Below are 12,240 nucleotides of genomic sequence, written 5' to 3'. Positions count from 1 at the left end.
TATCCTGCACCCAATCGGCCCGCAAGATAAGTGGCCGAAAACAGGCAAGAAGAACAAAACAAGAGGCGGGGCAGCGTGAAAAGCGCAGGGCTGTCACCAGACATTCTGTCCGAAACCGGGGCATTTCCGGTTCTGCCGCAGTCTGCGGCTCTATGCTACCGGCTTCGGCGCGGGGTGCCTGAGATATTGTTGATCACGACCCGGGGGTCGGGGCGGTGGATCATCCCCAAAGGCCGCATGATCGACGGCCTAAGCGGGTCTGAGACCGCAGCGCAGGAGGCCTGGGAAGAGGCCGGTGTGACAGGCCGTTGTGAGACGCGCAGTATCGGGCAGTTCTCTTTCGACAAACACCACCGGGATCTGGGGCGGGTGACATGCGTCGTTGATGTCTACCCGTTGCTTGTTGCCAAGACGGCGGATCGGTTCCCCGAAGTCGCCGAGCGGCGGCGTAGATGGATGCTGCCGGAAAAAGCAGCACAAGCGGTTTCGATCGGCGGGCTTTCCGGGCTGTTGCGGTCAAATGCGCTCAATCCTCATTGAACCGCCTCTGTAAAGACTTGATATTGCCATGTCTGTCAGTATCTATTGGCCCACCGACATTTTGGGCGACAGATGATTCAATATTCACTGAAATGCTGCAATGGTCACGCGTTTGACAGTTGGTTCCAGTCTGCGGACGCTTACGACAAGCTTTCCAAGGCTGCAATGGTCTCTTGCGCGACTTGCGGCAGCACCCAGGTCGAAAAGGCGATCATGACGCCGCGGGTCCAGTCTGCGCGCTCGTCTGCTGCAATGCCGCGCGCGGAGAACAGTGATCGACCCGAAGCCCAGCGCCAACCGACCAAGGCCGAGATAGAGCGTGTTCTGAACGCCCTGCGCGCCAAGGTCGAGGCGAATTCCGATTATGTCGGCCGCGAATTTGCGCGCGAGGCCCGCAAGATACATCTGGGCGAGGCCCCGGAGCGTGCAATCTATGGCGAGGCCAAGCCGGAAGAGGCCAAGGCCCTGATCGAAGATGGGGTTCCGGTGGCCCCTCTACCGTTCATTCCAAGCCGAAAGACGAACTGAACCGTGCATCTTGTTATCACCGGCGCCAATCGCGGCATTGGGCGTGCTCTTGCTGAGTGCTATCGTGGCCGAGGCGATACTGTCACCGGCACCGCACGGGACGATTCCACCGATATTCGTCTGGACGTTACCGACCCGGCGCAACAGGCGCAGATGGCGCGCAAGTTGGATGGCCAGCCCGTAGATCTGTTGATCTGCAATGCTGGTGTCTACTTGGACAAAGGCCAGACAATCGAAGGCTACCCGGCCGAGATGTGGGACCAGACCTTTGCGGCCAACGTCACCGGGGTGTTTCTGACCATTCAGGCCTTGTTGCCCAATCTGCGTGCGGCGCGCGGCAAGATCGCGATCATCTCGTCGCAGATGGCCTCGCACACGCGGGCGCCCGGAGGCAGCTATATCTATCGGGCCTCCAAGGCGGCTGTGCTGAACCTTGGGCGCAACCTGGCGGTGGATCTCAAGGACGATGGCATCGCCGTCGGCATCTATCACCCGGGATGGGTGCAGACGGACATGGGCGGTCAGGCCGCCGACATCACCGTGTCACAGGCCGTTGCCGGGTTGACCGAGCGTTTCGATGCACTGAGCCTGGACTCCACCGGCTGCTTTGAAACCTGGGACGGGCAGGCACATCCTTACTGAGCGGCAAGCGCTGCCTTGGGGATCTCGTAGACTTCACCGGGATCGATGAAGATCACCAGAATTTCGCCCCGCGATTCCGAAGTGATCTTCGACGTCGAGCTGCTGGAATCCGGCTTTCCATCGGTGAAATAGATGCGGCGTACTTCCCCAGTATCCAACTGAACCGCCAGGGTTGCAGTGCCATCATCCTTGCGCCGCAACTCGGCAGGGCAATTTTTCAATGGCTGACCCGCCAACGCGGCACAAGGGACCGTTCCCAACGCGTTCTGGCCGTCCGTTCCGGACAGTGAAGCCACCTGGGCCAGAGCCGGGCTGGACATCAGAGCACAGGCGAAAACAAAACGCAGCATGGTATTCCTCATGGTTTAAATCCTTGACGATACGCTGACATTGCTGCCGGTCCTTGTAAAGCGTTGCGCTGCAGTGTCCTGCCGTTCTATGTGCCCTTGCTCTTGTGTGTTGCCTCGCATAAGACGCTCGGGACCGGAAATCCAAGGCGCGGAGACATTTGCCCCCATGCCCGTACTCGTGATGAAATTCGGCGGCACATCCGTCGCCAACCTGGACCGCATCCGCCGCGCGGCCAAGCGCATCGGCGTCGAAGTGGCCAAGGGCTATGACGTCATCGTCATCGTGTCGGCCATGTCGGGCAAGACCAACGAGCTGGTGGGCTGGGTCGACGAGATCTCGCCGCTGTATGACGCGCGCGAATATGATGCCGTGGTATCCTCGGGCGAGAATGTCACCGCCGGTCTGATGGCGCTGACGCTGCAGGAAATGGAGATCCCCGCCCGCAGCTGGCAGGGCTGGCAGGTGCCGCTGCTGACCGATGGCGCCCATTCGGCGGCGCGGATCCTTGATATTCCGACCGACAACATCAACCAGAAGTTCGGCGAGGGCATGAAGGTCGCGGTGGTGGCAGGCTTTCAGGGTCTCAGCCCCGAGGGGCGGATCACCACGTTGGGCCGGGGCGGTTCGGACACCACTGCCGTGGCTTTTGCCGCCGCCTTCGACGCCGAACGCTGCGACATCTACACGGATGTGGACGGCGTCTATACCACCGATCCGCGCATCTGCGAGAAGGCGCGCAAGCTGGACAAGATCTCGTTCGAGGAAATGCTCGAACTGGCCTCGTTGGGGGCCAAGGTGCTGCAGACCCGCTCGGTCGAGCTGGCGATGCGGTACAAGGTGAAACTGCGTGTTCTCTCAAGCTTCGAGGAACAGTCCGACGAGGCCGGAACCCTGGTCGTCGACGAGGAGGAAATCATGGAATCCAATGTAGTCTCGGGTGTGGCCTATTCGCGGGACGAGGCCAAGATGACCGTCGTGTCGGTCGCCGACCGCCCCGGCATCGCCGCGATCATCTTCAACGCGCTCAGCGATGAGGGGATCAACGTCGACATGATCGTGCAAAACATCTCGGACGAGGGGCGCACGGACATGACCTTTTCCTGCCCCACCAACCAGGTGGCGCGCGCCGAAAAGGCGCTGTTGGCAGTCAAGGAGCGTGGCGAGTTGAACTATGCCGAGCTGGTCGCCGACACCGATGTGGCCAAGGTTTCGGTGGTGGGCATCGGCATGCGCTCGCAGTCGGGCGTGGCGGCCAAGATGTTCAAGGTACTCTCGGATGAGGGGATCAACATCAAGGTCATTACAACCTCCGAGATCAAAATTTCCGTCCTCGTCGACCGGAAATACATGGAACTTGCCGTTCAGGCGCTGCATGATGCCTTTGAACTGGAAAAGGCGGCCTGAGCATCTCGGCCAAGGTCCCGCCTGACACCGCAGAGTAGATCGGGCGATGGCAGACGGAATGGAAACAGAATCCCGCAAGCTGCTGGGGCGGCTGCGCGAGGAGATGGCAAGCGAGGCTGCCGGTCAGGAGCGTCTTGACCGGATCACTCACCTGATCGCCGACAGCATGCGGTGCGAGGTGTGCTCGATCTATCTGTTCCGCGACGACGAAACCCTAGAGCTGTGTGCCACCGAAGGTCTTGCCCCCGAGGCCGTGCACCAGACCCGCATGCGTCTGGGGGAAGGTCTCGTTGGCCGGGTGGCCAAGTTCGGCAAGGTCGTCAACGCCGCCGATGCGCCCTCCGAGAAAGGTTTCCGGTACATGCCGGAAACAGGCGAGGAGCGTTTTTCGTCGTTCCTGGGCGTGCCCATTCAGCGGCTGGGGCAGAAGCTTGGGGTTCTTGTGGTCCAGTCCCGCGCTCAACGCGAATTTTCCGCGGATGAGGTCTATGCGCTTGAAGTCGTGGCAATGGTCCTTGCTGAAATGGCCGAATTGGGTGCGTTTGTGGGCGAAGGTGCCGCCCTTTCACCGTTGCATCAGCAATCCATATTGCTGCGCGGTGGCCCGGCACAGGAGGGCTCGGCCGAGGGGCATGTCTGGCTGCATGAGCCGCGTGTCGTCGTCACCAACCCGATCGCCGACGATCCACATCGCGAGCTGGAGCGGCTGAACGAGGCGGTCGAAGAGCTGCGCGTGGGCGTCGACAAGATGCTTGAAATCTCGCGGGGCGGCGACACGGAACAGCTGCAGGTTCTGGAAGCCTACCGGATGTTCGCCAATTCCAAGGGCTGGATGCGCCGGATGGAAGAGGACATCGCTCGCGGTCTCAGCGCCGAGGCGGCGGTGGAAAAGGAGCAGTCGCAGGCCCGCGCCCGGATGAGCCAGGTCACCGACCCTTATCTGCGCGAGCGTCTGGCGGATCTGGACGATCTGTCCAACCGTCTGCTGCGCATTCTGACAGGGCAGGGCGGGTCGAACGGTAAAGAACTGCCGCCCGATCCGATCCTGGTGGCGAGGAATATCGGCCCGGGTGACCTGCTGGAATATGGCCGTTCGCTGAAAGGTGTCGTGCTCGAGGAGGGCTCGGTCGGTAGTCATGCCACCATCGTCGCCCGCGCTCTGGCCATCCCGCTGGTGGTACATGTGGGCCGGATCACGACCGAGGCTTTGAACGGCGACCATATTCTGGTCGACGGGGATGAGGGCGTCGTGCATCTGCGCCCCGAGGATACCGTCGTCAGCGCCTTCCGCGACAAGATGGCCATGCAGGCCGAGGCGCAGAAACGCTATGCCTCGATCCGCGAAACCCCGACCGTGACCAAGGATGGCGAGCGGATCAATCTGGTGATGAATGCCGGCCTGATGGCCGACTTGCCGTCGCTCAAGACGTCCGGGGCCGAGGGCGTAGGCCTGTTCCGCACCGAATTGCAGTTCCTGATCCGCAACCAGATGCCCAAACGGTCGGAACTGGTGGCGCAGTACAAACGCGTTCTGGATTCGGCCGATGGCAAGCGCGTGGTATTCCGTACGCTGGATATCGGATCGGACAAGGTGCTGCCCTACATGAAGCATGTCGCCGAGCCCAACCCGGCGCTGGGTTGGCGCGCCATTCGTGTTGGCCTGGACAAGCGCGGCGTGATGCGGATGCAGTTGCAGGCCCTGTTGCGCGCGGCGGATGGCCGTCCTCTGACGGTCATGTTCCCGTTTGTCGCCCAGGCCGACGAATACCGCGAGGCCCGTTGGGAAGTGAACAAGACGCTGGAGCGCGAAAAGCGCCTGGGTCATGTCCTGCCGGAAACGCTGGAAGTTGGGGCGATGCTGGAAACACCATCATTGGCCTTCGCCCCCCAGAAGTTCTTTGACGAGGTCGATTTCATCTCGATCGGCGGCAACGACCTGAAACAGTTCTTCTTCGCCGCCGACCGTGAAAACGAGCTGGTGCGCCGCCGCTATGACACGCTGAATGTCAGCTTCCTCAGCCTGATCGAGCGCATCGTCGAACGGTGCGGAATTTCCGACACGCCGCTGAGTTTCTGCGGCGAGGATGCCGGCCGCCCGATCGAGGCACTGTGCCTGGCGGCGATGGGTATCCGCACCCTGTCGATGCGCCCGGCCTCGATCGGCCCGGTCAAAAGCCTGCTGTTGCGGTCCAACCTGCAGGATGTCCGCAAGATCATCGCCGACGCGCGCCATCGCGGCGAACAATCGGTGCGCCCGGCGATCATGGAGTATCTGCGCGACAACGGCTGAGGCCATGATGACCGCGAAAAAAGGCCCGATTCCGAAATCCGGGCTTGCTTTTTGGGCTTGGTCTTTCTATCCAAGCCACGAATGTTAGCGGTAACAGGGTGTCTGGCTGCAGACCGCGCCGGATTGTCCGAAGAAGGGAGCCAGCCATGGTTTCACGCGTAATCCCGGTAGATCCGTTCGACCTGGTCCTGTTCGGCGCGACCGGAGATCTGGCCCAGCGCAAGATCCTGCCGGGCCTCTACCATCGCTTCGAAGTGGGGCAGATGCCCGAAGATGCGCGCATCTTCGGGACCGCGCGATCGGATATGGACGATGACGGGTTCCGCGCGCAGGTGCGCAAGTCGATGAAGGAATTCGCTCCGTCCTTCAAAAAGGACGTGCTGGACCGGTTTCTGGCCCGGGTCGAATACGTGCCCGTGGATGCGCTGGGCGAAAACGGCTGGGACAAGCTGGCCAAATCGCTGCGTTCCGACGTGGTGCGCGCCTTTTATCTGTCGGTCGGTCCGAAACTGTTTCCCGGCATCGCACAGCGCCTGCATGATCACGGGCTGGCCACGCCCGACAGCCGCATCGTGGTCGAGAAACCTTTCGGCCATGATCTGGCCTCGGCCAAGGCGCTGAACGAAGGTCTCGGCGCCTGTTTCGAAGAACATCAGATCTATCGGATCGACCATTACCTGGGCAAGGAAACGGTGCAGAACCTGATGGCGCTGCGCTTTGCCAACTCGCTGTTCGAACCGCTGTGGAACGCGACCCATGTGGATCATGTCCAGATCACCGTGGCCGAAACCGTCGGGGTCGAAGGACGTGGTGCCTATTACGACCAGTCCGGCGCGATGCGGGACATGGTGCAGAACCACCTGGTGCAGCTTTTGTGCCTGACCGCGATGGAGCCGCCCTCGACTTTTTCACCCAACGCGGTGCGCAGTGAAAAGGTCAAGGTAATCGAGGCACTGGAACCTGTCGCCCCGACCGACATCGCCCGCGGCCAGTACCGGGCGGACAAGGGCGGCGACGGCTATGTCGATCATGTGGGCAACCCCCACAGCCTGACCGAAAGCTACATCGCGCTGAAGGTGCGCGTGGGCAACTGGCGCTGGTCGGGGGTTCCGTTCTATCTGCGCACGGGCAAGCGTCTGCGCGCGCGTGAATCCGAAATCGCGGTGTTTTTCCGCGACCCGCCGCACACGATCTTTCCCAATGTCGGCCCGCTGCACGGCAACGTTCTGGTGATCCGCCTGCAGCCTGACGAGGGCATCACCCTGCGCACCACGATCAAGGATCCCGGCCCGGGCGGCTTCCGCCTGACGGACGTGGCGCTGGACATGAGCTTTGCCGAGGCGCTGGGTGCCGATGTGCGCGCGCAGGACGCCTATGAGCGGCTGGTGATGGACGTGATCCGCGGCGACCAGACCCTGTTCATGCGCGGCGACGAGGTCGAGGCCGCCTGGGCCTGGGTCGATCCCATCATCAAGGGCTGGGAAGAGCGCGGCGACCGTCCCTCGCGCTATGATCAGGGCAGTTCCGGCCCGGAAGACGCATTGATGCTGATGCATCGCGACGGGCGCCGCTGGCGCCAGATCGGAGGTTGAGATGGTTCACAACGTCATCACCGATGTCACCCAAAGGATAATCGAGCGCAGCGCCGATCCCCGCCGTACCTATCTGCAGCGGATGGAGCAGGCCCGGTCCGAAGGGCCGGCGCGCGCGCACTTGTCGTGCAGCGGACAGGCCCATGCCTATGCCGGGGCAGGGGCCGATCAGCAGACGATGGCCACGACCAGCGTGGGCAATCTCGGCATCGTCACCGCCTATAACGACATGCTGTCGGCGCATCAGCCGTTCGAGCGCTATCCCGAACTGATCCGCCGCGCGGCCCGTGCCGCGGGCGGCACCGCGCAGGTCGCGGGCGGGGTTCCGGCCATGTGCGACGGGGTCACGCAAGGCGAGGCCGGGATGGAGCTGTCGCTGTTCTCGCGCGACGTGATCGCGCTGGCGGCGGCGGTGGCGCTCAGCCACAATACCTTTGACGCGGCGGTGTTTCTGGGGGTCTGCGACAAGATCGTGCCGGGGCTGGTGATCGCGGCGCAGAGCTTTGGCCACCTGCCGGCGGTGTTCCTGCCCGCCGGCCCGATGACCAGCGGCCTGTCCAACGACGAAAAGGCCAAGGTGCGCCAGAAATTCGCCGCCGGCGAAGCCACGCGCGAAGAACTGATGGCCGCCGAGATGGCCGCCTATCATGGGCCGGGCACCTGCACCTTCTACGGCACCGCCAACACCAACCAGATGTTGATGGAGTTCATGGGCCTGCACCTGCCGGGCTCCAGCTTCGTCAACCCCAACACGCCCCTGCGCGATGCGTTGACCGAGGAGGGCGCCCGCCGTGCCCTGTCGCTCAGCGCGCTGGGTAACAATTACACGCCAGTGTGCCAGATCCTCGACGAACGCGCCTTCGTGAACGGTATCGTGGGGCTGATGGCCACGGGTGGCTCGACCAACCTGCTGATCCACCTGATCGCCATGGCCCGTGCCGGGGGCATCGTGCTGGACTGGCAGGATTTCTCGGACATCTCGGGCGTCGTGCCCCTGGTCGCGCGGGTCTATCCCAACGGTCTGGCCGACGTGAACCATTTCCATGCGGCGGGAGGACTGGGCTACACCATCGGCACGTTGCTGGATGAAGGCCTGCTGCATCCCGACACGCTGACCGTGGCGGGGCAGGGGCTGCATCATTACACGCAAGAACCCAAGCTGATCGATGGCGCGCTGATCTGGGAGGACGGCGCAGGCCACAGCCTGAACGAAAAGATTCTGCGCCCGGCCAATGACCCGTTCCAGCCCACCGGCGGCCTGTCGCGCCTGAGCGGAAATCTGGGCACCGGAGTGATGAAGGTCTCGGCCGTGGCCCCCGAACACCAGGTGGTCGAGGCCCCGGTTCGCGTCTTCCACGACCAGGACGAGGTCAAGGCCGCGTTCAAGGCGGGCGAGTTCACCGATGATGTCATCGTCGTGGTCCGCTTTCAGGGGCCCAAGGCCAATGGTATGCCCGAACTGCACTCGCTGACCCCGATCCTGTCGATCCTGCAGGGGCGCGGGCAGAAGGTGGCGCTGGTGACCGATGGCCGCATGTCTGGGGCCTCGGGCAAAGTGCCCGCGGCGATCCATGTCTGCCCCGAGGCGCTGGATGGTGGCCCGGTCGCCAAGCTGCGCGATGGCGACCTGCTGCGGGTCGATGCGGTGCGGGGCCAGCTTGAAATCCTGACCCCCGGCGTGCTGGAGCGCCCCGTCGCCACCGCCGATCTTTCGGCGCATCAATACGGGGTGGGCCGCGACCTGTTCACCACGTTCCGCAACGCCGTCGGCTCGGCCGATGCCGGTGCCAGCATTTTCGGAGCCTGAACCTATGTCCGCAAAAACCCAACGTACCCGCGAGATCTGCGCATTGGCGCCCATCGTCCCGGTTCTGGTCGTCGATGACGCCGCCCATGCCCGCCCGCTGGCCGAGGCACTGGTGGCCGGTGGCCTGCCTGCGCTCGAAGTAACCTTGCGCACGCCCGCGGCGCTGGACGCGATCCGCGCCATGGTGCAGGTGCCCGGCGGGGTCGTGGGGGCCGGCACGCTGGTCACGCCCGACGATGTCCGCGCCGCAAAAGAGGCGGGCGCGCAGTTCGGCGTATCGCCCGGGGCCACCGATGCCCTGATCGCCGCCTGCGAGGCCGAGGGCCTGCCGCTGCTGCCCGGCGCGGCCACCGCGACCGAGGCGATGCGCCTGCTCGAGCAGGGCTATGACATGCTGAAGTTCTTCCCGGCCGAAGCCTCGGGCGGGGCGCCTGCGCTCAAGGCGATCGGCGCGCCGCTGCCGCAGATAACCTTCTGCCCGACGGGCGGCGTGTCGCCCGCCAACGCGCGCGACTACCTGTCCCTGCCCAACGTGATCTGCGCGGGCGGCAGTTGGGTCGCGCCGAAACAGATGGTGGCGCAGGGCGACTGGGCGGGGATCGAAGCCCTTGCACGTGAGGCGGCCGCCCTGATGGATTGACCTTGCCGGGCCGGGCGCTAGGGTGGGCGCCATTGCAGGCAGGTTGATCCACATGACAGACAGTATTTCCTTCGCCCAAGGGCGAAATTATCTGGCCATTCCGGGCCCTTCCGTGATTCCGGACGCGGTGCTGCAGGCGATGCACCGCCCGTCGCCCAATATCTATGCCGGTGAACTGGTCGAGATGATGCCCGACCTGACGGCCGACCTGCGCCGCGTGGCCCGTACCCGGCACGAGGTGGCGATCTACATCGCCAACGGCCACGGCGCGTGGGAGGCGGCGCTGTCCAACGTTCTGGCGCCGGGGGAAACCGTGCTGGCTCCGGCTTCGGGGCGGTTCACCCATGGCTGGGCGGAAATGGCCGAGCGTCTGGGCGTCAAGGTCGAGTTGATCGATTTCGGCCCCTCCGACCCGTGGGATATGGACCGGATCGCGCAGGCCCTGCGGGCTGATGCCGACCACCGGATCAAGGCGGTTCTTGCGGTGCACGTGGACACGTCCAGCTCGATCCGCAACGACATTCCGGCGCTGCGGGCGTTGCTGGACGATCTGAACCACCCGGCATTGCTGATGGCGGATTGCATCGCCTCGCTGGGCTGCGATCGGTTCGAGATGGATGACTGGGGCGTCGATGTCATGGTCACCGCCTGCCAAAAGGGGCTGATGACCCCGGCGGGCATGTCCTTCGTGTTCTTCAACGACCGGGCCAAGGCCAAACGGGCCGCGATGCCGCGCGTTTCGGGCTATTGGGACTGGCAGCCGCGATCAGAGCCCGACTGGTTCTATCAATATTTCGGCGGCACCGCGCCGACGCACCACCTGTACGGCCTGCGCGCCGCCCTTGATCTGATCCATGCCGAGGGGATTGAGCAGGTCTGGGCCCGCCATGCGCAGCTGGCACAGGCCGTCTGGGCCGCCTGCGAGGTCTGGGCCGAGGGAGGGGCGCTGCACCTGAACGTCGGCGATCGCGCGCATCGCAGCCATGCCGTCACCGCCCTGCGCCTGACCGAGGGTCGCGGCACGCCCCTGCGCAGCTATACCGAGCGGCACCTGGGCCTGACCCTGGGCATCGGGCTGGGCATGGCGGACGAGGAGTCGTGTTTCCGGTTGGGCCACATGGGCCATCTGAACGGTCACATGGTCATGGGCCTGTTGGGCGGCATCGAAACCGCCATGGCCGCGTTGGAGATCCCGCGCGGGTCCGGCGCGCTCGAGGCTGCTGCGGCGGTTCTGGCGGGCTAGGCGCTGCGCGCGGCCGCCAGCGCCTGCGGCAGGGCGGCGGCAAAGGCGTTCAGGTCGGCTTCGGTGCCGCAACTGACGCGGATGCAGCGGTTCTGCGGGGCTGCAAATGGCATCCGCACGAAGATCCCCTGCGCCACCAGCGCATCCAGCACCGCCTTGGCAAATGCTCCGTCGCGCCCGCAGTCGATCGCCACGAAATTGGTGGCCGAGGGCAGCGGGGCCAACCCGTTGTCACGCGCGATCGCGCCGATCCGGTCGCAGGCCGAGGCGATCTGTGCTTGTACCTGCGTCAGCCAGTCCTGATCGTGCAGGGCGGCCAGCGCCCCGGCCTGCGCCATGCGGTTCATGCCGAAATGGTTGCGCACCTTGTTGAAGGCCGAGATCAACCCGGGCGCTCCGATCGCATAGCCGACCCGCGCGCCGGCCATGCCGTAGACCTTGGAAAAGGTGCGCATCCGGATCACGCGCGGATCATCCGCCGCGACCGGCGCGGCGGTGCCGACGGGCGCGCATTCCACGTAAGCCTCGTCCAAAACCAGCAGACAGCCGTCCGGCAGAGCGTCCATCGCCGCGACGATGTCCGTGCCGCGATGCCAACTGCCCATCGGGTTGTCCGGGTTGGCCAGATAGACCAGCTTGGCGCCGACCTCGGCTGCCTTGGCGAACAGGGCGGCCGGGTCCTCGTGATCGTTGGCATAAGGCACCTTGTGGATCGTCCCGCCATAGCCCGCGACGTGGTAGTTGAAGGTGGGATAGGCCCCGTCCGAGGTCACGACCGCATCGCCCGGACCGACCATCAGGCGCACCAGATAGCCCAGCAGCCCGTCGATGCCTTCGCCGACCACGATGTTGTCGGGGCTGATCCCGTGATGATCGGCCAGCGCATGGCGCAGATCGTGGTTCTCTGGGTCGCCATACATCCAGATGCCGTCAGCGGCCTGCCGCATCGCCTCGATCGCGCGAGGCGAGGGGCCGAACACGCTCTCGTTTGCGCCCAGCCGGGCCACGAAGGGCGCGCCGCGCTGACGCTCCTGCGTCTCGGGGCCGACGAAGGGCACGGTTGCGGGCAGGGATTGGGCAAGCGGGGTGTATCTGGGTCCGGTCATGGGCGCAGATAATCCCAAGGGCATGGCCGGGGCAAGCCTTGCATGTGGCCGGGGCGTCCGCGCCGATCTGCCCTCACGTCGGGCTGGCGTCGGCTGC

General features: G+C 64.5%; 11 protein-coding genes. 9 read left to right on the top strand and 2 right to left on the bottom strand.

Features of this window, described 5'->3' with window-relative positions; all coding sequences use genetic code 11:
* Window positions 1-75: 75 nt before the first annotated feature.
* The 3 genes from ACR3EK_RS11430 (at window position 76) to ACR3EK_RS11420 (ending at window position 1,710) form a co-directional block, all read left to right on the top strand.
* Window positions 76-540, top strand: coding sequence for an NUDIX hydrolase (locus ACR3EK_RS11430; protein WP_170443499.1), 465 nt, complete (start codon window positions 76-78; stop codon window positions 538-540).
* 72 nt (window positions 541-612) lie between these two features.
* A complete protein-coding gene (locus tag ACR3EK_RS11425) occupies window positions 613-1,068 on the top strand; it encodes a DUF1178 family protein (protein WP_480633428.1) in 456 nt (151 codons plus the stop codon).
* Between the two features lie 3 nt (window positions 1,069-1,071).
* Window positions 1,072-1,710: an SDR family oxidoreductase gene (locus ACR3EK_RS11420; RefSeq protein ID WP_480633427.1), complete on the top strand. Its 639-nt coding sequence runs from the start codon at window positions 1,072-1,074 to the stop codon at window positions 1,708-1,710.
* Here the strand turns inward: ACR3EK_RS11420 and ACR3EK_RS11415 are convergent.
* On the bottom strand, window positions 1,704-2,060 hold the full coding sequence (locus ACR3EK_RS11415; protein ID WP_480633426.1) for a hypothetical protein: 357 nt from the start codon (window positions 2,058-2,060) through the stop codon (window positions 1,704-1,706). The two genes, ACR3EK_RS11420 and ACR3EK_RS11415, sit on opposite strands and share 7 nt — an antisense overlap.
* Window positions 2,061-2,226: 166 nt before the next feature.
* Between ACR3EK_RS11415 and ACR3EK_RS11410 the strand changes: the two genes are divergently transcribed.
* From ACR3EK_RS11410 to ACR3EK_RS11385, 6 genes are all read left to right on the top strand, one after another.
* On the top strand, window positions 2,227-3,465 hold the full coding sequence (locus ACR3EK_RS11410; RefSeq protein ID WP_170337962.1) for an aspartate kinase: 1,239 nt from the start codon (window positions 2,227-2,229) through the stop codon (window positions 3,463-3,465).
* A gap of 46 nt (window positions 3,466-3,511) precedes the next feature.
* Complete coding sequence (ptsP, locus tag ACR3EK_RS11405; protein ID WP_093962727.1) at window positions 3,512-5,755, top strand: phosphoenolpyruvate--protein phosphotransferase; 2,244 nt, start codon at window positions 3,512-3,514, stop codon at window positions 5,753-5,755.
* A gap of 146 nt (window positions 5,756-5,901) precedes the next feature.
* Window positions 5,902-7,347 (top strand): glucose-6-phosphate dehydrogenase, encoded by a 1,446-nt coding sequence (zwf, locus tag ACR3EK_RS11400; RefSeq protein WP_480633425.1) that lies wholly within the window; start codon window positions 5,902-5,904, stop codon window positions 7,345-7,347.
* Between the two features lies 1 nt (window position 7,348).
* Window positions 7,349-9,154, top strand: a complete 1,806-nt coding sequence (gene edd / locus ACR3EK_RS11395) for a phosphogluconate dehydratase (protein ID WP_170358238.1) — start codon at window positions 7,349-7,351, stop codon at window positions 9,152-9,154.
* Window positions 9,155-9,158: 4 nt separating this feature from the next.
* Entirely contained in the window at window positions 9,159-9,794 is a 636-nt protein-coding gene (gene eda / locus ACR3EK_RS11390) for a bifunctional 4-hydroxy-2-oxoglutarate aldolase/2-dehydro-3-deoxy-phosphogluconate aldolase (protein WP_170358240.1), read from the top strand.
* Window positions 9,795-9,846: 52 nt separating this feature from the next.
* Window positions 9,847-11,037, top strand: a complete 1,191-nt coding sequence (locus ACR3EK_RS11385; RefSeq protein WP_480633424.1) for a pyridoxal-phosphate-dependent aminotransferase family protein — start codon at window positions 9,847-9,849, stop codon at window positions 11,035-11,037.
* Here ACR3EK_RS11385 and ACR3EK_RS11380 read toward each other — a convergent pair.
* On the bottom strand, window positions 11,034-12,143 hold the full coding sequence (locus ACR3EK_RS11380; protein WP_170372072.1) for a pyridoxal phosphate-dependent aminotransferase: 1,110 nt from the start codon (window positions 12,141-12,143) through the stop codon (window positions 11,034-11,036). The genes ACR3EK_RS11385 and ACR3EK_RS11380 overlap by 4 nt on opposite strands.
* Between the last annotated feature and the right edge of the window lie 97 nt (window positions 12,144-12,240).

Source organism: Ruegeria sp. BC8, from assembly GCF_056535705.1.
Note: the sequence above shows the minus strand (reverse complement) of the source record. Positions and strands in the feature narration are given on the sequence as shown.